The 25,133-nt window shown below is 63.1% G+C and carries 24 protein-coding genes; 14 read left to right on the top strand and 10 right to left on the bottom strand.

Going from position 1 to position 25,133, the window contains the following annotated elements:
* Positions 1 to 138 precede the first annotated feature (138 nt).
* The 4 genes from R3P93_RS17665 to R3P93_RS17680 all read left to right on the top strand — a co-directional run bounded on the left by R3P93_RS17665 (position 139) and on the right by R3P93_RS17680 (position 3,066).
* Positions 139 to 1,341, top strand: coding sequence for a cytochrome P450 (locus R3P93_RS17665; RefSeq protein ID WP_317533637.1), 1,203 nt, complete (start codon positions 139 to 141; stop codon positions 1,339 to 1,341).
* Positions 1,338 to 1,535, top strand: coding sequence for a ferredoxin (locus tag R3P93_RS17670; protein WP_068049336.1), 198 nt, complete (start codon positions 1,338 to 1,340; stop codon positions 1,533 to 1,535). Before R3P93_RS17665 ends, R3P93_RS17670 begins: the two co-directional genes overlap by 4 nt.
* Entirely contained in the window at positions 1,532 to 2,674 is a 1,143-nt protein-coding gene (locus R3P93_RS17675) for an NAD(P)/FAD-dependent oxidoreductase (RefSeq protein WP_317533586.1), read from the top strand. Before R3P93_RS17670 ends, R3P93_RS17675 begins: the two co-directional genes overlap by 4 nt.
* Positions 2,675 to 2,763: 89 nt before the next feature.
* The gene (locus R3P93_RS17680) at positions 2,764 to 3,066 is read left to right on the top strand and encodes a hypothetical protein (RefSeq protein WP_317533587.1); all 303 of its coding nucleotides are present in this window, start codon (positions 2,764 to 2,766) and stop codon (positions 3,064 to 3,066) included.
* A 21-nt stretch (positions 3,067 to 3,087) separates the two neighbouring features.
* On the opposite strand, the gene R3P93_RS17685 is transcribed toward R3P93_RS17680, so the two are convergent.
* Positions 3,088 to 4,392: a carboxylesterase family protein gene (locus tag R3P93_RS17685; RefSeq protein ID WP_317533588.1), complete on the bottom strand. Its 1,305-nt coding sequence runs from the start codon at positions 4,390 to 4,392 to the stop codon at positions 3,088 to 3,090.
* 66 nt (positions 4,393 to 4,458) lie between these two features.
* On the opposite strand from R3P93_RS17685, the gene R3P93_RS17690 reads away from it, so the two are divergent.
* The 5 genes from R3P93_RS17690 to R3P93_RS17710 all read left to right on the top strand — a co-directional run bounded on the left by R3P93_RS17690 (position 4,459) and on the right by R3P93_RS17710 (position 10,343).
* Positions 4,459 to 5,016, top strand: coding sequence for a TetR/AcrR family transcriptional regulator (locus R3P93_RS17690; protein WP_317533589.1), 558 nt, complete (start codon positions 4,459 to 4,461; stop codon positions 5,014 to 5,016).
* Between the two features lie 96 nt (positions 5,017 to 5,112).
* Positions 5,113 to 6,702, top strand: a complete 1,590-nt coding sequence (locus tag R3P93_RS17695) for a GMC oxidoreductase (RefSeq protein ID WP_317533590.1) — start codon at positions 5,113 to 5,115, stop codon at positions 6,700 to 6,702.
* Positions 6,703 to 6,722: 20 nt separating this feature from the next.
* Positions 6,723 to 8,018: a lipase family protein gene (locus tag R3P93_RS17700; protein ID WP_317533591.1), complete on the top strand. Its 1,296-nt coding sequence runs from the start codon at positions 6,723 to 6,725 to the stop codon at positions 8,016 to 8,018.
* Positions 8,019 to 8,159: 141 nt separating this feature from the next.
* The gene (locus R3P93_RS17705; RefSeq protein ID WP_317533592.1) at positions 8,160 to 8,870 is read left to right on the top strand and encodes an EAL domain-containing protein; all 711 of its coding nucleotides are present in this window, start codon (positions 8,160 to 8,162) and stop codon (positions 8,868 to 8,870) included.
* A gap of 198 nt (positions 8,871 to 9,068) precedes the next feature.
* Entirely contained in the window at positions 9,069 to 10,343 is a 1,275-nt protein-coding gene (locus tag R3P93_RS17710; RefSeq protein ID WP_317533593.1) for a Fic family protein, read from the top strand.
* A 400-nt stretch (positions 10,344 to 10,743) separates the two neighbouring features.
* On the opposite strand, the gene R3P93_RS17715 is transcribed toward R3P93_RS17710, so the two are convergent.
* From R3P93_RS17715 to R3P93_RS17740, 6 genes are all read right to left on the bottom strand, one after another.
* Entirely contained in the window at positions 10,744 to 11,178 is a 435-nt protein-coding gene (locus tag R3P93_RS17715; RefSeq protein ID WP_317533594.1) for a GNAT family N-acetyltransferase, read from the bottom strand.
* 71 nt (positions 11,179 to 11,249) lie between these two features.
* Positions 11,250 to 12,302 (bottom strand): YihY/virulence factor BrkB family protein, encoded by a 1,053-nt coding sequence (locus R3P93_RS17720; RefSeq protein ID WP_317533595.1) that lies wholly within the window; start codon positions 12,300 to 12,302, stop codon positions 11,250 to 11,252.
* Positions 12,303 to 12,395: 93 nt separating this feature from the next.
* Positions 12,396 to 13,112 (bottom strand): TetR family transcriptional regulator, encoded by a 717-nt coding sequence (locus R3P93_RS17725; protein ID WP_317533596.1) that lies wholly within the window; start codon positions 13,110 to 13,112, stop codon positions 12,396 to 12,398.
* Between the two features lie 40 nt (positions 13,113 to 13,152).
* Positions 13,153 to 13,938 carry an SDR family NAD(P)-dependent oxidoreductase gene (locus R3P93_RS17730; RefSeq protein ID WP_317533597.1) on the bottom strand — a complete coding sequence of 262 codons (786 nt, stop codon included), beginning with the start codon at positions 13,936 to 13,938 and terminating at the stop codon, positions 13,153 to 13,155.
* A complete protein-coding gene (locus R3P93_RS17735) occupies positions 13,935 to 14,927 on the bottom strand; it encodes an SDR family oxidoreductase (RefSeq protein ID WP_317533598.1) in 993 nt (330 codons plus the stop codon). The genes R3P93_RS17730 and R3P93_RS17735 overlap by 4 nt, the downstream gene beginning before the upstream one ends.
* A gap of 163 nt (positions 14,928 to 15,090) precedes the next feature.
* The gene (locus R3P93_RS17740) at positions 15,091 to 16,068 is read right to left on the bottom strand and encodes a bile acid:sodium symporter family protein (RefSeq protein ID WP_317533599.1); all 978 of its coding nucleotides are present in this window, start codon (positions 16,066 to 16,068) and stop codon (positions 15,091 to 15,093) included.
* A 201-nt stretch (positions 16,069 to 16,269) separates the two neighbouring features.
* Between R3P93_RS17740 and R3P93_RS17745 the strand changes: the two genes are divergently transcribed.
* Positions 16,270 to 16,677 (top strand): hypothetical protein, encoded by a 408-nt coding sequence (locus R3P93_RS17745; RefSeq protein WP_317533600.1) that lies wholly within the window; start codon positions 16,270 to 16,272, stop codon positions 16,675 to 16,677.
* Positions 16,678 to 17,013: 336 nt separating this feature from the next.
* A complete protein-coding gene (locus tag R3P93_RS17750; RefSeq protein ID WP_394855325.1) occupies positions 17,014 to 18,540 on the top strand; it encodes a sugar transferase in 1,527 nt (508 codons plus the stop codon).
* Between the two features lie 280 nt (positions 18,541 to 18,820).
* On the opposite strand, the gene R3P93_RS17755 is transcribed toward R3P93_RS17750, so the two are convergent.
* On the bottom strand, positions 18,821 to 19,840 hold the full coding sequence (locus R3P93_RS17755; RefSeq protein WP_314145156.1) for an endo-1,4-beta-xylanase: 1,020 nt from the start codon (positions 19,838 to 19,840) through the stop codon (positions 18,821 to 18,823).
* A complete protein-coding gene (locus R3P93_RS17760; protein WP_317533639.1) occupies positions 19,837 to 20,901 on the bottom strand; it encodes a glycosyltransferase family 4 protein in 1,065 nt (354 codons plus the stop codon). The genes R3P93_RS17755 and R3P93_RS17760 overlap by 4 nt, the downstream gene beginning before the upstream one ends.
* A gap of 161 nt (positions 20,902 to 21,062) precedes the next feature.
* Here R3P93_RS17760 and R3P93_RS17765 point away from each other — a divergent pair, with 161 nt between their 5' ends.
* Positions 21,063 to 21,557, top strand: coding sequence for an acyltransferase (locus tag R3P93_RS17765; protein WP_317533601.1), 495 nt, complete (start codon positions 21,063 to 21,065; stop codon positions 21,555 to 21,557).
* Positions 21,558 to 22,622 carry a glycosyltransferase family protein gene (locus R3P93_RS17770; protein ID WP_317533602.1) on the top strand — a complete coding sequence of 355 codons (1,065 nt, stop codon included), beginning with the start codon at positions 21,558 to 21,560 and terminating at the stop codon, positions 22,620 to 22,622.
* 13 nt (positions 22,623 to 22,635) lie between these two features.
* Here R3P93_RS17770 and R3P93_RS17775 read toward each other — a convergent pair whose 3' ends face one another.
* Positions 22,636 to 23,784 (bottom strand): glycosyltransferase family 4 protein, encoded by a 1,149-nt coding sequence (locus tag R3P93_RS17775; protein WP_317533603.1) that lies wholly within the window; start codon positions 23,782 to 23,784, stop codon positions 22,636 to 22,638.
* Positions 23,785 to 23,889: 105 nt separating this feature from the next.
* Between R3P93_RS17775 and R3P93_RS17780 the strand changes: the two genes are divergently transcribed.
* Entirely contained in the window at positions 23,890 to 25,131 is a 1,242-nt protein-coding gene (locus R3P93_RS17780) for an oligosaccharide flippase family protein (RefSeq protein ID WP_317533604.1), read from the top strand.
* Positions 25,132 to 25,133 lie beyond the last annotated feature (2 nt).

Consider the following 25,133-nt stretch of genomic DNA (forward strand, 5'->3'; position numbering starts at 1 on the left):
GGAAGGTGGCGAGAGCAGCCTATCCCGACAAATATTGACGAATTCGTCAAAAATGCTTGACTGGGCGAGGTGCGGTGAGTGACGATATCGTCAATGTCTGACGAACGTCGTCGGATCCGTGGCCACATCGAGGACTTGATGAGAACCGACGTGTCGATTCCCCAGTACCGCAGGAACATCTACTCCACCGACGCCATTCTCGATCCCTACCCGCACTATGCGAGATTGCGGGAGCTCGGCCCGGTGGTGTGGCTACCGGGTCAGCAGGTGTTCGCGGTCCCTCGGTATGCCGAGTGCAAGGAAGTGCTCCTCGACGACGAGACCTTCATCTCGGGTGACGGCGTCGCGCTCAACCCCATCGCCAACCGGCTCGGCCGGGGCACGACCCTCAACAGCGATGGCGACGATCATGCATCGAAGCGCGCGGTTCTGGCTCACCGCCTGACTCCGAGGGCGGTTCGGAAGATGACCACGGCAATTTCGGAGAAGGCGGAAAGCATCGTCGACGTCGCGTTGAGCAAACAGTTCGTCGACGGAGTCGACGATCTCGCGACGGCGCTGCCCATGTCGATCGTGCCTGACCTCGTCGGCTGGCCCGAGGATGGCCGCGAGGACCTTCTGCGATGGGCCGGAGCAACTTTCGACTCACTGGGGCCTGTCAATCGGCATTCCGCCACCGCGGTGAAGGCCGCCACCGAGATGCTGAGTTTCTCGAAGCGGGTGGTGCGCGAGCGGTCGGTCCTACCCGGAAGTATGGGCGAGGACGTGCTGATCGCCGCCGACGACAACCGACTCGAGAAGTCGGCGTGCCCAGCAATGATGATCGACTACCTCGGACCGTCACTCGATACCACCATCGGAGCTATCTCCGGCGCGCTGGACCTGTTCGCAAGGCATCCCGAGCAATGGCAGGCGATACGGCAGAACCCGGACCTGATTCCCAACGCCGTCAACGAGGTGGTCCGGTACGAGTCACCTATTCGAGCATTTTCTCGAAAGGCTGTGCGCGACACAGATATCAGCGGATCGAGAATTCCCGCAGGAGCCCGTGTGCTGGTGATCTACGCGTCGGCGAACCGAGATGAGCGGGAATGGGACAACCCCGACGCCTTCGACATCACCCGCGATGCGGCTCGCCAACTCGGCTTCGGCTCGGGCACGCACGGCTGCGCCGGTCAAGGATTGGCGCGTCTCGAAGCGCAGACCATGCTCCGGGTGCTCGCGCGCCGGGTCGAACGAATCGTCCCCTCGGGAACACCGAAGAGGGCCGTCAACAACGTCATTCACCGATACGAACAACTCCCACTGAAACTGGTGGCTGCAGAGAGGACATCGCAATGAGAATCGACGTCGACTGGGATCGGTGCGAAGGGCACGGAATCTGTGCCGATCAAGCTCCCAAGGTTTTCAGCCTGGACGACGAGGGCGAGCTTCGCTACGCCTTCGAGGGCGGCGACATACCCGACGACCTTGCCTCCACGGCACGTTCGGCGATCGGAGCGTGCCCCGTGGCAGCTCTCCGAGAGAGCAAGTGAGCGCCACCGACCGTCGCATCGTCATCGTCGGAGACTCCATCGCCGGGTGCACCGCCGCCCGTGAGCTCCGCGCCCGCGGGCACCGGGGTTCGATCGTCATGATCGGTGCCGACGCCGACGGCTGCTACGCGAGACCGCCGTTGTCGAAGCATATGCTCAAAGGTGAAGCGGCCGAGGCCGAGACGTGGGACATGGCGGATCTCGACCTCACCTCGATCGTCGATCCGGCGGTGTCGTTGGATGCCGAGACTCGGACCGTGACCACCGCCGATGGCACCGCCGTTCCCTACGACGCCTTGATCGTGGCCAGCGGTGCCTCTGCGCGTCGGATAGCCGCCCCCGACCAGGCGGGCGAGACAGTGCTGCGGACCTTCGCGGACGTCCGTGCCCTGCGTCCGACACTGGACGAGGCGTCGACTGCGATCGTGGTGGGTGCAGGGTTCCTCGGCATGGAGGTCGCCAGTGCCTGTGTTGCACGCGGAACAGCGGTGACCGTCGTCGATGTGGATCCACCGTTGCAACGACTCCTGGGTTCCTTTCTGTCCGACGCGATAGTCGCGCGAGCCGAGGCTGCCTCGGTCGAGTTCGTTCGTGCGGACACCCCTGTCGCGTTGGTGGGTGATCCCGTCACGGGTATCGAGTTCGCAGATCGGACGCTGACTGCCGACCTCGTTGTCACCTGCGCCGGTGACGAGCCGCAGACCGGTTGGTTGGACAGTACCGGCATCGCGGACCGGATCGGGGTCGGAATCGACTACCGTTGCGCTACAGACATTCCTGGCATCTATGCGGCCGGGGATGTCGCATACTCGCGCACAGCGTCCCGTCGAGCACCGTTCTGGTCCAATGCCGTTGCGCAGGGCAAAGTCGCCGCAGCCTCCGCGCTCGGCATCGAACCGACCTGCGCACCCACCGACGACTACTTCTGGACCGAAATCCTGGGGCTGTCCATCAAAGTCGTCGGTCCTCTACCCCTGCAGGGAGATCCGACCGTTCTGGAGGGATCCGTCGACGACGGATCTGCCCTGCTGCAGTGGACTCACCAGGACGGCCGCACCACCATCGTCGCATTCGGCATCAAGAAGCCCGTCGGTCTGCTCCGGCGGTTGGCTCGCGAGAACACTCTCTCCACTACCTGAGGAACGTATTCATGGCTACTGGCTCCACACTTGTACGACGCCTTCCCGAGATTGTCGGAATAGGCCGTGCCGCAATCGGAATCGCTCATATGATCGCGCCCACTCGCGCCAACGAACTCCTCGCCGGTCCCGACGCGGCTGTGGCAACCACGCGTGCTGCCGCCCGGACCTTCGGAATCCGTGAGATCTACATCGGCGGCGGGCTGTTCGCGGCCACCAGGTATGCACCGAAGTTGGTACGCCCCTTGCTGCGCGCCGGGGTGGCAGTCGATGTCTGGGATACCGGTGCCTTCGCTCTGACCGCGTATCTGCCTCAGCGGACGCGGGTGGCAGGCTGCGCCATCGCCGGAGGGTTCGCTATTGCCGGTGTCCTTGCCGACACTCAGCTCTGACGATCGAAGAGGGAGAGCCGCTCAGAACACCAGTGAACGCGCAGGCAGTCCGGCCACTCCTTCTCTGGCGAAAGCTGCCCATGTCCCACGTAGCCTGGCGGCCAATGCCGTCGGTGGTGTGTTGCCCGCCAGCATGGGTGCGTCCGACCATGCCTCACCGAACAGCAGCGGCAATTCGATGCAGTGGCACGCCCCCAGAGGAGCACCTTTCGGTGCCCAGTCGACGCGGTACGACGCGACCCGACCACCGGCACCGTGCCACATCTTCACCATCGAATCCACGCCGAACAGCAGGTTGGTGACGAGACGGACCACCGGAGCGGTGAGTACCGAACTGACGACGCCGAACCTGTTGAGCCACAGCATGCTCGACACGATGTCCACGAACGGGGCGGCGTCGTCTCTGGTGTGGCCGATCAGCAGTTCGACGCGAGTGGCAGTGTCGCGTAGGGCGGCGTCGGGGTCATCGGAGAGGGGCTCGAGGTGAGCAACCGGCCCGAACGGCATTCCGCCCGCGGCACCGAACCTGCGCACAGCCTGTGTCACGGCACGCTCTGCATCCAGGACATCCGACGCAGGTGCGGTGGCCGGGTCCGTGGAGAACCGACTCGCGAAAGCCTTTCGTGCCGTGTCGTACAGCGCCGAACGGCCCGAGCGTAATCCGAGCGGTGCGCTCTGCACGATTGCTCTCGAGAACAACCCTGCGGCCGCCTCGCACGCCATCAGCGAGAGGATGGCATCGCCGCCCGCGGACTGACCGAACAGGGTCACAGTGGTCGGGTCGCCGCCGAATCGAGCGATGTTGGTCGACACCCAGCGCAGTGCCGCGATCTGATCCTGAACACCGATGTTGCTGTCTCCCGAGTCTTTCGGGGTCAGGTAGCCGAAGCCGCCGAGCCTGAAGGTGACGCTGACGACCACGACGCCCTCCCGGACGAGCTGGTCCGCGTCGTACTTCTCGGCCTCCCCGCCGCCGGAGACGTAGCCGCCGCCGTGCAGCCACACCATGACCGGAAGTCCCTCGGCCGCAGCGGGAGCGGTCACCGACAGCACGAGACAGTCCTCGCTCTGTTCGAGCCGGTCGATCATCGGACCGGTGACGTTGTCGAGACGGGAAGGTAATTGAACGCAGGCCGGACCGCGGCGGGTGGCGTCGCGCGTCGTACCCGGGGTGTCGACCGGTTCCGGCCGCCGAAAGCGTGTGGCGGTGGCGTAGGGGATTCCCCGTGCGTGGATCAGCCCGTCGAATTCGACTGCTTCGAGGTCTCCGCTCGTGGTGCCGGTGATCGTTCGCCGCATCGACCCGGCCGTCATCTCGTCGTTCAAGTCAAGAACCCCCCCTGTGTCGAACAGCGCGAGCATACCGTCCGCCCGTGGCGTCATAATCGGACCATGCGGTCCAAGCAGAAGATTCTCGATGCCACCCTCGGCTTGATCGCCGAGTCCGGCTTCGAGGGCGTCACGATCGCGGCGGTGGCTCGTGCTGCTGGAGTCACGCGTCAGACGGTGTATTCGATTTTCACCACGCGCGAGGACGTCATTTCCGAGGCGATGGTGGGGCTCATCGTCGAGGTACTGGGTGGCATCAGGGAGAAGGCCGATCAGGCCGAGACCCCGACGGAGTTCATCGTCGAGACGATCGTCGCCGCGCGCAATCTCATTCGGCGCGAACCGGTGCTCAATTCGTTGTTGCGCTCGGGCAACGCCAACCCGCTGTTCGACGCGGACATGATGGATCGGGCGCTACCGGTGGTTCGTCAGTTCCTCGACGGCTACGTCGAGCGCAATCCCGGATTCGACTCCGGGCAGTTCGACGGTATCGACGGGGTCATCGTGCGGGTGGGTCTGTCGGTGATCCTGTTCGACGACCCCTCCATTCACGAGGACGACGGTTTGCGTCACTATCTCGAGCGCTGGTTGATTCCCGTCCTGCCTTTTGCTCGGCCCTGAAAACTTGACACCTGTGGGCTCTTCTGTCTAGTTTTGCACGGCGCGTACGTGTGACCCGAGTCTCTGTGCGTGCGCATCCGCGACTGTGGGGGGAACGTGTCGAAGCTGAATCGTCGGTCATTTCTGGGCGCTACTGCGGTTGCAGGCCTGGCCGCAGTGGCTGGTACCGGCGTGGCCCGCGCAGCCACCGGCACCAGAACTCAGGTTCCGCTCATTCGTGAGGACCATCGCGTAGTTGTGATCGGATCGGGATTCGGCGGTGGCGTCGCGGCATTGCGTCTGGCCGAGGCCGGCATACCCGTTCTGGTGCTCGAGCGCGGAAGGCGTTGGCCCACAGGGCCGAATGCGAATACCTTCCCCAACGCGACCGCGCCGGACAAGAGAATGCTGTGGTACGGCTCCAGCCCCAATCTGTTCGGTAGGCCCGTTCCGTTCGATCCGTACGTCGGCCTGCTCGAGGCCGTGCCCGGCGACAACATGACCGCGCTGTGCGCCGCGGGTGTGGGCGGCGGATCCCTGATCTATCAGGGAATGACGCTGCAGCCGTCGCAGGCCGTGTTCGAGACACACTTTCCGGTCGAGCTCGACTGGACGAGGTTGAACGCAGTCCATTACCCCCGGGTCGCGCGGATGCTGCAGCTCGCGCAGGCCCCGGACGAGTTGATCGACACTCCCAACTATCGAGCGGCGCGGGTGTTCGCGGACAGTGCGCGTCGGGCGGGGCTGCCGGTGTCGAAGATTCCGATGCCGATCGACTGGAACTACGCGCTCGACGAGACGCGCGGGGTGATGACGCCGTCGTACACCAACGGTGCGGGCGCGTTCGGAGTGAACAACGGCGGCAAGCATTCTGTCGACGTCACCTACATTGCGGCCGCCGAGGCGACCGGTCTGGCCACCGTGGCAACACAGCACAACGTCACGCAGGTCGAGCGCGCTGCCGACGGCCGCTGGATCGTCCACGTGGACCGAATCGATTCCGACGGAACGGTGTTGGAGAACAAGATTCTCACCACCGGTGCACTGATCATGGCGGCGGGAAGCCTCAACACCACCAAGATGCTCGTCCGCGCGAGCGCCACCGGAGCCATTCCCGATCTGCCCGACGAACTCGGGCAGGGCTGGGGCACCAACGCCGACCGCATCTACGTGTGGTCCAGCATCGAGCAGCAATTCGGTGCGCCGCAGGGTGGTCCGGTGGTGTTCGGCAGCTTGAACTGGGACGACCCGCGCACTGCACACACCGTCATCCAGGCATCGATACCACCACTGTCCTTCGACGCCCGCAGCACCATGCTCGTCGGCTACGGAGTCAGCAACGGGCGCGGCCACTTCGGCTACGACTCGGCACAAGACCAGGCCCAGCTGCACTGGCCGGCCAACGGCGACTCCGTCATTCAAGACGGATCCATCGACCCGACGGTTCGTCGCATCGCCGGTACCGGCAGCATTCTCACCGACACCAATGCGCTGTTTCCATCCACCTGGCATCCGTTGGGCGGGGCCAACATGGGCCCGGTGTGCGACCTCGACGGCCGCGTACACGGCCAACGCGGACTGTACGTGCTCGACGGAGCGCTGATGCCCGGCAACACCGCGGCCTGCAATCCGTCCATGACCATCGCTGCGCTCGCCGAACGAGCACTGGACAACATCGTGGCTCGCGACCTCGGCACCGTCATCTGAAACAACCAAGGAAGAGACCGATGCACCCGTATCGCAGCATGATTCGTGTTCTCGTGGGCACCGCACTGTTGGCATCGTCGGTGACCGCGGTCGGTATCTCGACTGCGCACGCCGATCCTGTCGACGACTTCTACGCGCCGCCTGCGCAACTCGACGACAATGCGGGATCCGTGGTTCGGACGCAACCGATGTCGTTGTTCACCGCTCTGCCCGGTGCGGACGGCGTGTATCCGGCGCAGGCGCAGCGCGTCATGTACACCTCTCGTACGCAGGACGATGCGCCCGTCGGGGTGACGGGTACGTTCATCGAGACCGAGGTGCCGTGGCGGGGTGCGGGCCCGCGTCCGACGATCGTCGTGGCTCCGGGCACGGTGGGTCAGGGAGACCAATGCGCACCGTCGCGAGCCTTCCCGACGTCGATCAACGCTGTGACGCAACCATTGTCGATCTCGTTCAACCAGGAACTGTTGTCCTCGACGCTGTGGGGGTCGATGGGCGCGAACGTGTTCGTCACCGACTACATCGGATTGGGAACGCCCGGTATCCACACCTACGTGAACAGGCCGGAGCAGGCCCACGCGGTTCTCGACGGCGCCCGCGCCGCACTCGAACTCGCGGGTGATGCGGACGCGCCCATCGGAATCTGGGGCTACTCACAAGGCGGTGGTGCCGCTGCGGCCGCAGCCGAACTCGCGTCGGAGTATGCACCGGAACTGGATCTGAAGGGAACGTGGGCCGGGGCACCGACCGCTGACCTTCTGGATGTGTTGGGGACCGTCGATGGGACGCTGATCGGGGGTGTGATCGGCTATGCCCTCAACGGTTTCATCGAGCGGGACCCCACGTTGAAGCCTCTCGTGGACAGCAGGCTCACCGATCACGGCAAGGCAGTGCTGAACGAACTGTCGACCGAATGCATCGGCGACACGATTCTCGAGCATCCGTTTCTGCGCACGGAGTCGTTGACGAAGGACGGCAAGTCGATGCTGGAGAATCTGCGCACCATTCCCCAGGCCGGTGAGATCTTCGACGAGCAACGCATCGGACGGCGTGCACCCAATGCTCCGGTGTTGATCACCAGCGGAATCAACGACGACACAGTGCCGTACGGGCAGGCCCGGCAGTTGGCGGACGACTGGTGTGGTGGCGGTGCGACGGTGGAGTTCCACAGCAACCCACTGCCGCCGATTCTGCAGGGAGCGGTGTTGCCGAATCACTTCGGGCCCCAGCTGATCGACGGCTACGGCGGAGCAGCCGCCCAGTTCTTGATGGACCGGTTCGCCGATCTCCCTCTGGCCGCATGCACTGTCGACTGATCATCGACCGCTGGCGAGAGGTTCCCGATCTCTCGGCGGTGAGCAGGTCGATCAGTGGGAGTGCGGTGTCGGTGACGCTGTGCCCGGTCATTCCGTTGCGGGCCCGTGCTACCGACTAGGGACGCCTCGCACCGGCGACACTTGTCTCGTCGCATCCGGGCGGTCATCGACTCGGGTGGTCCTACCATCGTCTTTCAGCCGATCGTTCGCGCCGTCGACGGCGCGATCGAGGGATACGAGGCTCTCTCACGCTTTCCGGAGGGCGGCGGCACCACCGAGAGTTGGTTCGCCGACGCCGTGTGCTGTGGACTCGGGGCAGCTCTCGACACGTCTGCCGTCATGAATGCCCTGAAGGAGTCCGCCCAGCTCCCGAAAGGATCGTTTCTTGCTGCGAATCTCTGTGCCGCAACACTACTGGCCGACTTCTCATTGGTGGCGCACCTCGTCGAATTCGGGCAACGACGGCACCTGATCGTGGAGATCACCGAGCATGCCACCATCGACGACGAGGTCGGGGTGCTGGCGGTTCTGGCCGAACTCCGACGCGGCGGCGTCGACATCGCCGTGGACGATGTGGGTTCGGGCTACGCGGGTCTGCGTCATCTGGTGCTGCTCGAACCCGATGTCATCAAGCTCGACGCATTCGTCGTGCACGGCATGAGAGAGAACAGGATCAAGATGGTGGTGGCCGAACTGATCCTGGAATTCGCACGAAAGACCTACGCGCGCTGCGTGTTCGAGGGCATCGAGACCGACGACGATCTCGAGGCCGCCACGTCGATCGGGGCCGACTTGCTGCAGGGCTACCGACTGGGGCGCCCTGCAGCGATGCATCAGTTCTCGCGGGACTGACTGCTCCTTCCGCCTAATTCAGGCGATGTTAGGCGTAAGCTAGGCGTTCACTGGATGTCCGGTCGAGTTACACGGCCTAAATTCACCGATGCTAGGTGCAAATTAGTCGAACGAGGAGTCGCCATCAAGACACCCGCGCCGCCGCCATCCTTCGAGTCGATTGCGCGGAAAATTCAACTGTCGGACAATTCCGCGCGCATGTTCGAGATCATGCAGCTGACCAGCGATGTTGCCACCGGTGAGTACATGGCCTGGGACAGGTTGCGGTACAAGACGCCCCCTGCAGGCTTGACCCACGAGGAGTGGTGGTTCGGGGTGAAGGTGGCGCGATCGAGCTTGCTGCGACCGCTCCCACTTCAGAGCGTCGACGGTACGTTCTTCTCATATGCTCTACCGGACCAGGTGCTCAGGCTGCTCGACGATGTGACCAAACGTGCCAGTGGTCAGATTGCTGCGCCGGAAGAGATCACCAATTCGGCGACAAAGAACAAGTACGTCGTCAGTTCTCTCATCGAGGAAGCGATCACATCGAGTCAGCTCGAAGGCGCAGTTACAAGTCGTCGCGATGCCAAGAAGATGATCAAGAACAAATCCCGGCCGCGAAATCGTAGCGAACAGATGATTTTGAACAACTACCATGCGATGCAGCACATTTCCGAAAACCAGCATGCGGAGTTCACGCCAGAAGCGATATGTGAGCTTCATCGGATCGTGACGGACGGTACGCTGGACAATCCGGATGCAGCCGGAGCCATCCAAAGCGATCCCGATCCAGAAGATCGGGTGAGGGTCTATGGCGAGCAAGATCAGGTCCTTCATGCGCCGCCTCCGGTGGACGAGCTGCCTGGCCGGTTGCAGACCCTGTGTGACTTTGCCAACGCCGGTCCCGAATCGGATCCGTATGTTCCGCCTGTAGTTCGGGCACTCACAGTGCATTTCATGGCGGGATACGACCACTATTTCGAGGATGGAAATGGCCGTACAGCGCGTGCGCTCTTCTACTGGAGCATGCTCAAGCAGGGCTACTGGCTGACTGAATATCTGACAATATCTCGAATATTGAACACGGCACACTCGCAATATGCCCGATCATTCTTGTTGTCAGAAGATGACGGAGGCGATTTGACGCACTTCATCATCTATCACCTGGGAATCATCCAACGTGCGTTGAACGACTTGAACGAACATTTGGAACGTAAGGCATCGGAACTGGCGTCAGCGCGGGATTGGCTCTCGGGAGCGCACGGCGAACTGAATCACCGGCAAATACATCTGCTGGAAGGTGCGGTGAAGAACGCGGCGAACGACTACACCGTGAACAGTCATCAGCGAACACACGGCGTTGCCATGCAAACTGCACGTAGCGATCTCTACGACCTCGAGCGACGCGGGTTCCTGACCAAAGTCAAGCGGGGGAAAGCTTTCGTATTCTTACCGGCCCCGGATCTGCACGAGCGCTTGACCGAAGCGTGACACACGGTCAGACAGCGAGAGGGACGACCGTTCCCTGCTCGACGTCGTTGTATCGCCGTGATCTTGTTCAGCTCCATTTGGTAGCACAAACTTTGCAGTCCGAAGACGACAGTGAGCAGAAGCCCCACGACCGAGCCGCAAGTCGGCTGGAGGCCGGCCGCGCGTTGGGCGTCGGCGATGCGGCTTCCGGTGTTGTAGTAGCTGATCGGCGGCGCGATGATCGTCGGACGATCTCCCAGGACGAGGGCGGATTGTGTCCTGCAACTCTTGCTCCACTCGACGCCGTCGTGGCGGGAATCCCGCCCATCGAGCCCGAAAGTGGAGCACATATTGCGCAGCCATCTCCTCGGGGGTCACGATGACGGCACCGAGAGCGTCGGTCCGCCAGTACGACGAAGGCTCAATCGGCGCGGGTGAGCATCTTCACGTGCGGGATTCCCGCTTCCATGTACTGCTCACCCGCTCGAATGAATCCGAAGCGCCCGTACCAGTTTTCGAGGTGCGCTTGTGCGGAGATTTCGACCACCCCGGGGTATGCCTTCAGTGCGGCCTCGACGAGTTCTCCGGCATAGCCGCGGCCACGACCCTGAATTGCGGTCGCGACCCGTCCGATGTGGACCGTGTCGTCGACGAGGACACGGAGGGTGGCCAACACCTCGCCGCTCTCGTCCTGAATCCAGAACAATTCCGTTGTCGGAAGTAGGTCCGCACCATCGAGTTCCGCCTCGTCGACGATCTTCTGTTCGTGTACGAACACCTCGACCCGAAGCGCCATGATGCGATACAGGGTGCTCGGGTCCACGCCTGCAAGTGGAGCATGGTGAAGGGCGGGCATGGGGTCCGTTTCGTCAGGGGAGTCGAACGATCCTCGCACGTCGGTGGGTGAAGGCATAGGTTCGGATCGGATCAGTGTTCCGGGTTGTGTTCCTCCCGCAGTTTGCGACCCTGCTCGACGGCCTGCGCATCCTTCTCGTCGTTCTTGTCCGATACCCGCGTGTCGCGCGGCGGCAGTTGCAGTCGCTTCTCCGCGACGATTCCTGCCTGGAGCTGCCGGCCACGTTCGAGTTCGGAATCGAGTTCGGCTCCGAACAGCAAGGCCAAGTTGGTGATCCAGAGCCAGAGCAGGAACACGATGGCTCCGGCGAGTGAGCCGTAGGTCTTGTTGTAGTTGGAGAAGTTCGCGACGTAGAAGCCGAACGCGATGGTGGCCAGAATCCACACGATGATGCCCACCGCCGCGCCGGAACTGATCCATTTGAACTTGGGCTGCTGCACATTCGGCGTCGCGTAGTACAGAATCGCGACGGCGAGTACCACCACGATCAGAACCAGCGGCCAGCGCGCGATGTTCCAGATCGTCAGGGCGGTATCGCCGAGGCCGACGGCGTCGCCCACTGCTTTGGCCACGGGGCCGCTGATCGCCAGCATCACGGCGGCCAGTGCAATGAGGGTGAGAGCGATGAGCGTCACCAGCAGCATCACCGGACGCAGCTTCCAGATGGGCCTGCCCTCGTCCACCTCGTACATGCGGTTCATCGCACGGCCGAACGCGCCGACGTAGCCGGACGCCGACCACAGCGCACCGGCGATTCCGATGATCAACGCAAAGCCGGCGGTGGGTGCCTGCACGAGCTGTTCGATCGGTTCGCGCAGGGTGTCGACCGCCGATTGGGGTCCGAGATCGCCGACGATCTGCAATACGCCGTCGACCGTTGCCTGTCCCTGACCGAACACACCCAACAGCGAGACAATGGCCAGAATCGCTGGGAACAGCGACAGCACGGCGTAGTAGGTCAGCGCGGCCGCGAGATCGGTGCACTGATCCCGAGAGAACTCACGAGCCGTCTTCTTCAGTACGTAGATCCACGAGGGTTTGGTCAGGTCGGCAGGTGAGTCTGCTTTACGCGGATCATCGGGGTCGGCTTCGGTGGGTGCGGGATCGGTTGTTCTATCGGCCATTGTTGGCGCGTACCCTGGCTGAGCTCAGGGAAACCACGCGGTCGGTTCCGCTGCGCCGATGCGGTAGCTCCGAGTTCCTCGGTTGCCCTTCGATCATCGAGGTGGGATCAAGAGGTGAACCCTCTCGACCAGGCCCAGGGCGGTGTCGGCATCGACGCCCTCGAATACTGCACTGTGTATCCCGCGCATGGTGCCGGTGATTAGGTGGGCTGCGGCGAATACATCTGTGTCGCTACAGATTTGCCCGGCTTCCACGGCGGAACGGAGCAACTGGGCGATCGCATCGACGAAACTGTCGTGCCAGCGTTCTGCCGAGCCCTCGGATCTCGGTACTCCCAGATTGCGGAACAGGACGTGGGTGCGTGGGGTGTCGTAGATGCTCGCTGCCGCGATGCGAAGGAATGTCTGCAGCTGCTCGAGTGGGGTTTCCGGCCAAGTGGCGGCCGCCGATTTTTCGTGGATGCGGGCGATCAGCACGGTGGCGGCGTCGTCGACGGCGGCCTGGAAGAGTTCACGTTTGGTGGGGAAGTGGTGGAACGCGGTTCTCGGCGCGAGACCGCATCGGAGAGCGACACTTTCGATCGTGATGTCGGCGTAGTCGGCGTCCCGCAGTAGTTCCTGGGTGGCCTCTATCAGTCGAGCCGCCGCAGGCCCGGGTTCGTCGGTGGCGGAAGACCCGGCCCAACGATAGAGCGTCGTGGTGTGGATGCCCAGTGCGGTCGCCACTGTTGCCGGGCTCTCGGAACCGCCGAAAGCGCGTGCGACCGCTTCCTGCCGATCGGCGAGTGTGAATCTGGAGACCCTGGCCATGTTCGTGACCCTACATTCCTCGTCGGGTGCCGGCCCGAATCTAGTGGAGCATCCGCGCCAGGGTGGGCAGTAGAACTCGCGCGGGGACCAGGCCCGCCGCGATGGCCTGAACCGTGTTTCGTCGGCCCGAGATCACCTGCGGGCGTGAACGTCTCGCGTCGAGTGTGCGCAGTGCAGTGGCGACGACTTCGGCCGGTGTTTGGTAGGTGCCGGCTGCGGCCGCGGTGTCTCCGATGACGTCGAAGAATTCGGTACGGGTCGGGCCGGGATTGAGCGCGAACACTCTGACCCCGTGCTGTGCCGATTCGTACCACAGGGACTGGCTGAAGCTCAGCACGAATGCTTTGGCGGCTGCGTACACCGCGAGGGACGGGACGGGTTGGAACGCAGTCGTACTGGCGACGTTGACGATGGTGCCGTCCCTGCGGTGGATCATGTCCGGGAGGAACGCCGAGCAGATGTCCACCACCGCGCGGATGTCGACGGCGATGAGGCGCTCGAAGTCGTCGGCATCGCCGTCTGCGAACGGCCCCTGTACGGCGAACCCCGCATTGTTGACCACGAGATCGATCTGCTCGGGCACGATCTCGCGCAGACGGCGTCCGCTTGCGTCCTCGGACAGGTCCCAGGCCACTGTGCGGCAGTGGATTCCGTGGTTCTGCTCGAGTTCGTTCGCCAGAGCGGTCAGTCGGTCCTCTCGTCGCGCGACGAGTACGAGATCGGATCCCCGGGCAGCGAGTGCTCGGGCGAACTCGGCACCGATTCCCGAGCTCGCGCCGGTCACCAGCGAGCGGCCGGGTCGGTAGCGAAAACCTCGGCGGCTCATCGGCTCGAACCGGCGAGCGTGTACCCGAGCTCACCGGCCGAGCGTCGTGCGAACTCCTCGTACGACGTCGGTGCGTGACCGAGCAGCGTCGGAAGAACGGTCAGGTCTCCGGCCGGCAGGCCGTGGCCGTCGTAGTGGGTCATCATGGTGCGGTACGCCTCGCGTGCATCGGCCGGCCAATTCTTCATGTCACGAGGGTTCGACGCGGCCTTGGCACCGCGCACGAGGTGGCCGATGGAGTTCAGCTTCGTCGATTGCACTGCATGCCCGAAAACCGAGGCGAGTGCGGGCAGCACGTTCAGTTGGTTCGTCAACGACGATGGGGGAATCCGAATGGCGGTGACTCGGTGGCCCAGTACATCGGACCAGATCCGCGCCATCTCGTGTCGGGTGAGTTCCACGGTGGACAGGTCGTAGACGCGCCCGGTGTGCGGTGATGGGTCGATGAGGATGTTCGCGGCTGCTTCTGCGACGTCGGCAAGATCGACTACGCCCATCACGCTGTCCGGTGAAACCGGGTACGGCATCACTCCGGCCTGCAGGAATTCCCACACTTCCAGGTAGTTCTGCATGTAGTGCGACGGTCTGAGCACCGTGGTGGGGATTCCACTGTCCCTCAGCATTCCTTCGGCGATGTCCTTCTGATGATGGTGCGTCAGTTGATGCAGGTTGGGATGGATCACGGAGTGGAAGACGATGTGCTGCAACCCGTTTGCCGGTCCCAGTTCGATCAGGTGATCGATGATGGGCTTTTCGTCGATGATCTGGGTCGGTGCCGCGTGGTACAGGACGTCGGCCCCTGCCAGGGCGGTCCGAAGCGTGTCCTCCGACCGGAGATCGCCCACGACGACCTCGGTTGCCCCGTCCGTGCGGGTGGTCGCAGCTTGCGCGTCGTTCTTGACCACCGCCCGAACCGGTACTTGTTGCTCGGCGAGCTGTCGAACGAGCAAGCGGCCGACGCCTCCCGCGGCACTGGTCACTGTGATCATGGGGCCTCCTCGACGGTGAGCTCGGCGGATGCAAAGCACTCTTGCAAATATTGCATAACGAGTGCAGATAACGCAAGGAAACTGCGACCAGAAACGAAGAATCCGGTGCAGCTGACCGCGTCTAGCGCGGTCGGCTGCACCGGATTCTGTGTGAAATCCAGCCTCAGTCGGTGCTCGAGCGTGCCGACTCCTCCGCGCGCTCGGCCGGCTTCGGTTCGATCGAACGCCGAGACCAGTAGCCGGCGAGAAGTGAGCCCGAGACGTTGTGCCATACCGAGAAGATGGCTGCGGGCAGGGCTGCCGCGGGGCTGAAATGCACCGATGCCAGAGCCGCGGCCAATCCGGAATTCTGCATCCCGACCTCGATGCTGATCGCGCGTCGGCTGGCGACGTCGAGTCCGCATGCCTTGCCGATGCCGTACCCCACGGCGAGTCCCAGCGAATTGTGCAGCACGACGGCCAGGGCGATGAGAGCTCCGATGGACAGCAGTGTCGGTGCGCTGGCGGCAACCACGAACAGCACCACCGCGGTTATCCCCGCCACCGACAAGAGCGGCAGAGCGTCGAGCATGCGGTCGATGGCTGCGGGAAACAGCAGGCGCAGAACAACTCCCAGTACGACGGGAACCAGCACGATCTGCAGGATCGAGACGAACAATCCGCCTGCATCGACCGGCAGGAATTCACCGGCGAGCCAGAGTACGAGCAGTGGCGTGAGGATCGGTGCGAGCAGGGTGGACACCGACGTCATGGCTACCGACAGTGCGGTGTCGCCCTTGGCGAGGTAGACCATCACGTTGGACGCCGTGCCGCCCGGTGCCGAACCGACCAGCACCATGCCTGCGGTCAGCGCGGCAGAGAGGCCGAGCAGGTTGGCAATTCCGAGACCGAGGAGCGGCATCACGAGGAACTGCGCGGCCACACCGAGCAGCAGCGCCCACGGTCGTCGGGCGACGACCGCGAAGTCGGAGAGCCGCAACGTCATTCCCATGCCGAGCATGATGATCGACAGCAGCCACGGAACGGCCGGTGTGCCGCCGCTGAACGTATCGGGAGTGATCAGGGCCAGCGCTCCTGCCGCCACGACGATCAGAGCGAACCACTTGCCGGTGAACTCGCTGATGGATTTCAGCTTGGGCATGCGGAGTCTCCTGTGCGGTCGGGGCACGGCCCACGGCGGGCGCGCAACCCACCGAGCCTAGACGCAGCCTCGACGGGCAGGTGCTCACGTGGCAGACACTCTCGAATGGAACAAGACCAATCGGACTCGTTCTGGCAGTATCAACTTCTACGTGAACCGCTGCCGGCCACAACCGAAGGACGACGAACGCATGACACCACCGTGAAGAAGCTGTCGACGGTGGCATTGCTGATCCTGTTGGGTGCGGCCGGGACGTTTAACGGACTGTCGTTGACCTCCGACCCCAGTGGGCGGTCACTCGGCTTGAACGTCGGAATGCTTCCTGCTTGGCACACCTGGGACTACCGCATCTCCGGGTTGTTCGTGCTGATCTTCCTCGGTCTCGGACCGTTGATCTGCGTCGCTGCCGTGCTCGTCGACGCCTCCGAGGCCGCTGTGTATGTCGCGTTGGTGGGGTTGGTGACCATCGGATGGGTGGTGTGGCAGATCGTCGTACTCGACATCGACGCTCCCTTGGGCCAGATCCCCCTCACCCTGCTGGGGGTCGCATTGACGATCCTCGCAATCGGCGAATTCCGCGCGCGTGCCCGCGATCGCAGTCGTCGGTAGGTTCGTGCACCCGACTCGAAATCGGCACCATTTGCGAACAGCTGAAAGACTCTATGTTTCAACGAGGTTAAATACTCTGAGCTGCGGCAGGCCCTGTCATTCAATCGGTGGATTCCTGTAACGACCTGTCCGCTCGAGTCGATTTACATTGCGTTCGGCATGCCTGTGAAGTTGACCACCAAGTCGCATTTCGTTCGAGTTCAACCTCGGACATTCGCGATACTCAACCAGCAAGAGGCAACGAATCTTCACGTCGACGCGGATGTGGGGGGAGCCGGTTCGTAGAGAACCGTTAGCCGCGGTCCCGGAGCATCGGGATGCCAGGAGGAATTGACTGTGACAGCACTGGGATACACCGGTCCGGATGTCGACCCGCGTCTCGAGAACGAACCGGTCGGCACGAGGCAGCGGTGGCGCACCCGTCGTCTCACATCGCGTCGGGTGTGGGAACACCAATACATCGATCGCTTGCGAGTCACGGATGTGCTCGTCGTACTGGCGGCAGTGGGGATTGCTCAGATAGTTCGGTTCGGGGAGCTCGAGTCCTCCGGGATGGCTGCATTCTTCGGATACTCGGGGCTTTCCGTCGCGCTGATCGTGCTGTGGGTCGGGTTTCTGGCGATCTTCCGCACTCGTTCGCCGCGCGTGATCGGCACCGGCGAGGAGGAGTATCGCCGAATCGTGTCGGCGACCTTCCGGTTGTTCGGCGTCATCGCGATTCTGTCGCTTCTGTTTCGGGTGGACATCGCTCGCTTGTATTTGGCGATCGCGCTACCGGTCGGCCTGGTGGGCTTGCTGCTCAGCCGCTGGTTGTGGCGAAAGAATGTTTCGGTCAAGCGAAGCAAGGGTGGGTACAAGACGTCGGTTCTGATCGTCGGGAGCCGGGCGGCCGCGGTGTCGATGGCCAGGCAGTTCGAGCGGTCACCGTCGGCCGGATACGCAGTCGTCGGAATGTGCCTGCCGGGTTACTCCGCTGCCGACGACGCCGCCGTCACGATCGACGGTTTCGAGATACCTGTCCTGGGCGACGAACACTGCGTAGTCGACGCGATCGAGGCTTCCGGTGCAGACACCGTCGCGGTAACGGCTACCGAACATCTCGGCACCGCTGGTATCCGCAAGATGATCTGGGATCTGGAGAAGAAGAACGTCGACCTCGTGGTCGCTCCCGGTGTGGTGGATGTCGCCGGGCCTCGGCTGGTGATGCGTCCCGTTGCAGGTTTCCCGCTCATCCACGTCGAGAAGCCGCAGTACAACGGCGCAACCAGATTCAGCAAAACCGCCTTCGACATGGTGTTCGCCGCAACTGTGCTGCTGCTGATTTCGCCGATCCTGTTGGTGGTGGCAGCAGCGATCAAGCTCACCAGCCGCGGACCCGTCTTCTACCTGTCCGAGCGGATGGGGATCGATGCGAAGCCGTTCTCGATGATCAAGTTCCGGAGCATGGTCGTCGACGCTGACGCGCAGGTGTCGAACCTATTGGCGCAGAACGAAAGCGCAGGCGGGGTTCTGTTCAAGATCCGCGACGATCCACGGGTCACCAAAGTCGGAAAAATCATGCGCAAGTTCAGTATCGACGAGTTGCCTCAGTTCATCAACGTGCTCAAGCGTGAGATGAGCGTTGTCGGTCCGCGCCCCCCGCTCCGCCGCGAAGTGGAGACCTACGACGGCGAGGTTCGGCGTCGCCTCCTGGTCAAGCCCGGAATCACAGGCTTGTGGCAGGTCAGTGGACGCTCGGACCTTTCATGGGAAGAGACTGTGCGACTCGATCTTTCGTATGTCGAGAATTGGTCGATGGTCGGCGACATCCTCATCATTGCCAAAACTGTCCGGGCCGTGGCCGGGAGCGACGGCGCGTACTGACCTGACCGGCATCTATTCACGGCGACCCGATCGGCTAGTCCGATCGGGTCGCCTTGCTGTTCGGCGATACGCAGGGAAGATTGTGCGCAGCAGTCCATGCCGTCGGCTCCTCGCTGACCCGACGGCGGTGCCCGACTCCCAGTCGGGTGTCTGTATTGCGCGTGCGACTCGGCAGTACCTCTGTCCTGACGGCAATCGGCGCAACCTTGCCCTCGAGCGCGTCGCTACCAGGCTGTGCTCGGTTGCGCCCGCGCCGGCCCGATCGGTTCGACTGCCAGAATCAGCTGAACATCCCCTGCAGCGTGTAGAAAGCCTGCTTCGGTGTGAAGTCTTTCCGCAGTACGCCGTAATTGGCTTCCGGACTGGCCGGGTCTGTTCCACCGTCGCGAATCGAATGGATGAACATAGGCCTGGCGATGAAAGGGACCGTGTTCGCGGAAGCCAGAGCGGAGGTGAGGATATCGGACTGGCGCTGCTCGGAACCGATGTTCCCGGTCGGCGCGCCGTACTCGGTGATCCAGATCTGTTTGCCGCCGTCACCGTTGTTCTGCATGGTGGTGTGCATTGCAGCCATCTGGGTCCAGTTGGCGTTGTCGGGCGCGTAGCCGGGTGTGGTGTACGGATGCATTGCTACGCCGTCGAGGAAAGCTCCACCACCGAGCGCATACAACTGATTCAGGAAGGCCACCGGAGATAGGCCGATGGGCAGCACGTCTTGCGCGTTGGACAGCCCACCGCTGAGAACCGTTGCACCGGGCTGGATTTCATGAATGCGAACGTAACCTGCTTGAAGAACCTGGAGGTAAGAACGCACATCGACGGATGGTCCGTAGAAGACTGCGATGTTCGGTTCGTTCCATATTTCCCAGGTCTGGATCGAATCCGTGTATCGGGATGCTGCGGCTGCTGCGAAATTGCCGAACTGGTTCGGATCGGCGGGCGCGGCCTGTTGCGAACCGGGGAGCACGAAGCCGCGCTGCGCCCATACCGGGGTGTAGGTCAACAGCCCCAGGATCTGCAGCCCGTGTGCGCGGGCAGAGGCAACCACTCGGTCGGTGGAATCCCAGGTGAACACACCCGGTTCCGGTTCGATATCGCCCCAGTCCATTTCGACTCGTACCCACGTTGCTCCGACATCCGCTGCCGACTGGAGTTGCCGGTCGAGGTCTTCCGGTGACAGTCGACCGAGCTCGGACCCGCTGGCGAACCCCAGCTGCAGGTCACCGTTCGCAGCGTTGGCCGGTGCGGTCACCGTGAACATGGCGGCGATCAGGAGTACAAGAACCAGTGCACGTTTCACGAGTGCCTCTCGAGTAGCGTCGAATAGAGATTTACATGGCGGCGTGCGATGGTTTGCCAATCAAAGGTTTCGGCGTGGGCTCTGCACTGAGCAGGAGTCGGATGGTTACCGGTCAGAGCGTCGGATATACGCATCGCCAACATACCGGTGTCGCCTGGTGGGACTACCAGTGAGGAGTCGAGCCCGACGACGGAGTCCGGGAGGCCTCCGCAGTTCGTGACGATCGGTGCTCGGCCCGAAGCGAGCGATTCCAGCGCGATCAGGCCGAAGCCCTCGAGCGACAGGCTGGGCACGACGGTGACGGTGGCGAGTGCGTACAGCTGCGCCAATCGTTCGTCGCTGACGCGTCCCTCGAAGGTGATGCTGGCCGCTGCCGGAGATTCGGACGCAATTCGGCGTAGCTCCACCTCATAGCTGCCGGTACCGACGATCACCAGCTGCGCATCCGGGTGTTCGGCGACGACGGACGGCCACCCGGCGAGGAGAACATCGAGTCCCATTCGCTTCTCGAGTCTGCGCGCAGAGACCACCAGCGGTGGGCCTTGCGGAATGTCCGTCGATCGAAAGTGTCCCAGTTCGGCACCCGGAGGAATGACGCGTACATCGTCCGGGGCCACCGAATACTGTTCGACAAGGAGGTTCTTGAAGCTCTCGGAGAGAACGATGTAGGCATCCGATCGCCGGTAGAGAAGTTTCTCGACAGCGAATTTGATTCCGGCGCGAGACCCTGACGCGGCACTTTCCGCCGCCCATGGTCCGTGAAAGTGAGTCACCGACACGGCTTTTCCCCTCACCGGTGCCGTGTAGCCGTACAGCGCGAAGTGGCGGTCGACTATTCCGTCCGGTCGCACGTCGATCGGAGTGCTCGCGGCGGCGAGCCGGACAGGAAGCGGTCGATCGAGTGCACCCCAGGTCTGCCCTCCGGGCAATGCCTCACCGAATGCGGCAGCGGTGACGTTGCACTCGGTGGTCGAGTCGAGTGCTTTCAAAGCGAGATAGAGAGACTCGAAGTATCTGTTGAGACCACCAGGCAGGGAACCGAACCACTCGGACCCGGTCATGTGTACACGAATGCTCACCGGTAGTTCTCTTCCTGCCAGGGAGTATGTGCGCAAATAGAATTAAAGGGCGTTCTGCCGAAAATTGCACTTCGAGCGCGATGATGGAGATGCAGATCACTCGGATGGAGAGTGTGCTGATTCCACGGTAGCGTCCGGAAGCTATGCGAGCATTGCAGCGTTTCTGGATCAACGGAGTTGCCGCCCACCCGGTATGGAGCCTTCGGGCGCGGGCACTCCTGATGCGTATGGGCGGCGCTGGGATCAAGCACGTGGCGGTGTACCCCCACCTTCACATAGAGGGTGAGATCTCCAATCTGCGCATTGCCCGCGGATGCGGAATCAATGCGAACGTGACCTTGGATGCGCATGCGCCGATCACCATGGACGCCAATGTCGGACTGGCCTACGGTGTCTGCCTGGTGACGGCGAGTCACACCATGGGTCCGTCGCACGACAGGTGGGGAATCGTCGAGGCCGAGCCGATCACGATTGGGGCCGGAACCTGGGTCGGTGCGAACGTGGTGATTCTGCCTGGTGTCACGATCGGTGCCGGTTGCATGATCGCCGCGGGTGCCATCGTGACCAAGGACTGTGAACCCAACACTCTGTACGGCGGCATTCCCGCGAAGCCGCTGCGCTCACTCGACGCCGACTAGATGGGCCGCCGACTGCTGGTGGTGTCGAAAGAGTTTCCACCCGAACCCGGTGGCGTGGCCGACTACTGCGCCCTGTGGCTCGACGAGGTCATCGGAGAGACCGAGGATTGGGACGTCACGATCCTCACTCAGCCGTGGGTGGGACGAAAGCCGTTCGGCGGCGTCGATACCGTCGAGATCGAGCGATGGACGCCGTCGAGTGTGCGGAGGGTCCTGCGGTCCGTGCGGCCTGACTCCGTGGTGTTCCACTACGTGCCACATATGTATCAAAAGCAGGGTGTGCCGGTGATGATTCCGGTTCTGGTGTTGCTGATGCGGTGGCACACTTCGAATCTGGTCGTTCTGTTTCACGAAATGGCGTCCAATCAAGCGCGACTCAAGCCTCGGCTACTGCTCCCGATCCAAGGCGCGATCGTCGCGCTGCTGTCGTCGTCGGCCCATCGGACGGTAGTGACGATCGCCTCGCGTGCTCGCTCGCTGGGTTCCCGAATTCCGTGGGTGCGCAAGAAGATAAGCGTCATCCCCATTTCCCCCACGTTGCGGGGCATCAGGCGGGGTACCCCCACCGGCGGCGGTGTGTTGCGGCTTCTGCATTTCGGATCCTCGCACCCCTCTCGTGACTTCTCGCTCATCGTCGACGCTCTCGATCGATTGGACTCGATCGGCGTCGCGTACGAGCTCCGCGTGGTCGGAACTGCGGCTGCACCGGACTCTCGGGCGACATTGCTCGGCTACTGCGCCGAGAATGTGGTCACGCAGGAATTGTTCGACGCGGACATCGTGTTGCTTCCGTTCACGGACGGCGCGTCCGGTCGGCGTTCGACAATCGCGAATTCGTTGGCGGCAGGCCGAGCAGTCGTGTCGACGGCGGGTGCCGACACCGACGTCGAGTGGTACGGCAACTCGTTGCTGCTCGCGCACGAGCGGAATCAGTTCCCGGACCTCGTCGAGTCGCTCGCAGTCGACGAGGCCGCCCGAAAGGCTCAGGGCGAGAACGCATATCGGTGGGCCGTACAGAACGTATCCTGGGCGCGCACTGCAGAACAGTGGAAAGCAATCCTGTAACGGCCCCCGGCGGTCACACCGCCGAGGTCACTCCCCGTGCAGCGCCGGTACGGACGGTCTCGAGCCAGGCCTGCATCGACATCGAGATGGCCTCCACGTCGTAATCTCGCGCACGAGTGGTTGCGGCGAACGACAACCGCTCCACCAGAGCAGGATCGTCACGCAATTTCTCGAGTGCGTTCGTCAGGGCTGCGACGTCGCCACAGGGTGTCAGTAGGCCATCTCTGCCGTCGGTGATCACCTCTGCTGGGCCGCCTGGTCGGGTGGCCACGACCGCGTTTCCGGCTGCCAGTCCTTCGAGCACGACGGCACCGAAGGGTTCGGGGATGATCGATGCGTGGACGAGTACATCGGAGTCGAGAAGAACCTCGGCGACGTTCTGGACATGTCCGGTGAAGGTGATCTGCTGCGCTGATGTGCTTGCCGCCGCTGCGGCACGGATCTCGTCGAAGTAGTCGTCCTCGCCGAACAGCGGCCCACCGACGACGACCGCACGCACATCTGTGCCCGCGAAGGCAGCGTCGAATGCGCGAACGAATTCGAGCTGTCCCTTCCACGGCGCGATCCGCCCGACCATTGCGACAACGGTCACTGCAGATCGGACGCGCTGCCGGCCGGTCACGGTGAGCCCCGGCGGGGCAATCAGCACAGGTTTGCCGTGCGTGTCGACAGTGTCCAGTGTCGCGCGACTGTTGACGATGAAAGCGCGCGGCAAGAACGTCGCAAGTTTGGACAAGACGAAAGATGCTGTCCGGCCGAAATATTCGGGTGACAATCTATCGTTGACGCACCACACGAGGGGCACCCGGGCCCGCTTTGCCGCGATTGTCCCGTACAGCAAGGACTTGATCGTCCAGGCCACGATCAGCTCGTAGTCCCGTGTGCGCACCTGGCCGCCGAGGGCCCATCCGTAGCGAACCAAGCCGCCGAGCGCACGTAGCCGTGAGGTCAATCCTGTTTCGACGCGCTTGATCGATAGTGCATCCGCTGGGCCGCCGAACACCTCGACGTGTATTCCTCGCTGACGGAACAGTTCGACAACCGGCCCGTCGATTGCGAACGAAACCCCAGCACAGGTCGTCGCGTGCTCGAGCAGTTTCATCAGATGGAGCTCGGCACCGGCGGGCACCGCCGAATGGGTCAGATACAGGGTGTTGGCCACACCGGGAATTATGCAGCCGACGGCCCGAATTCGCGTGTCCTCGGTGGCCGACCCATGCGGCCAAGTTGCGCCGAGGCGCTGGTTCGCAGAACATACGAGGCAACTATGGCAAACCTCGGCAAGTACAAGAAGCTACTCGGAGTCGCAGGTACCGAGGCGGGCACCACTCTGATGGGGCTCGTCAGTGGCGTGCTCATCGCCCGACATCTCGGGGCCGACGGGCGCGGCGCAGTCACTGCCGTGATGGTGACGCTGACGGTGTTGGCGTGGCTGGTGTATTTCGGTGTGCCGAATGCCGCTGGATACATGTCTTCCAAGAACCGCTCGTCGACGGTATCGGTCGCGGCCGTTCTCTCTGCCGTTCTCGGAGCCCTCGCAGGGATCGTTCTGTGGTTCGTCGCGCCGTGGTTCGCAGAGAACTATCCGCCGTATGTCACTACCGGGCTCCGAGTGGTCTCGGTGCTGTTGCCTTTCGTGGGCGTGGCATATTGCTCGCAGGAAATCGCATATGCGGAATCACGGATGCATCTGTGGAATCTGCTTCGCGCGACGCCGTTGGTGCTGCCGAGCATTGCTGTCGTGGTGCTTGCGCTCACCGGAACGTTGTCCGTCGAGAGCGCTATCGCGGTGTATTTGGGCTCGATGGTCGTCTACATTCTGGTCGCGATCGGGCTGTTGGTTCCCCGGCTCGGTCGGGGCGTGGCGTGGGGGCAGGCCCGTTCGGTTTTCTCGTATGCCCTGCCGCGATGGGCATCGGCGGCGTCGGATGCGGTGACTGCCCGGATGGACCAGGTGTTGATGGTGGTCATGTCCACCCCCGCGGAACTGGGTCGTTATGCCGTCGCGACCACCGCAGTACTCGTGGCGAACCCGCTCTCGCGCGCTGTGGGTGTGATGATGTATCCCGATTCGAGGAATGCCGACGGGAACTCGGATCTGGCTCTGCTGCACAAGAAGACGAGGCGCCGGAGTGTGCTGCTCAGTACGGCGTCGGGCATCGTCGTCATCGCCATCGGCGCACCGTTCGTCGGGCTGGTGTTCGGACCCGAGTTCGAGGGCCTGCGCCCCATCATGGCGTTGCTCGTGTTGGCGGGCATCCTGAACGATCGCTACGTTGTCGACATCTCGTATTTCGCCGGCATCGGCAAGCCTGAAAAGTTGGTGAAGCCCTCGTGGGTCACGGCCATCGTCGCACTGGCCGGGTTGTTGCTCCTGGGGCGTGACGGGCTCACCGGAGTCGAGGCGGCGTCGGTGGCTCTGGTCGCCGCCGCTGTACGTTGTGTGGGGCTCGAGATCGTCACCAGGCGGATGCATCGCGAACCATCCATTGCTGTAGACGGGATCTGACA

Origin of the sequence: Rhodococcus cerastii (assembly GCF_033042195.1) — a bacterium.
Taxonomy (GTDB): Bacteria; Actinomycetota; Actinomycetes; order Mycobacteriales; family Mycobacteriaceae; genus Rhodococcoides.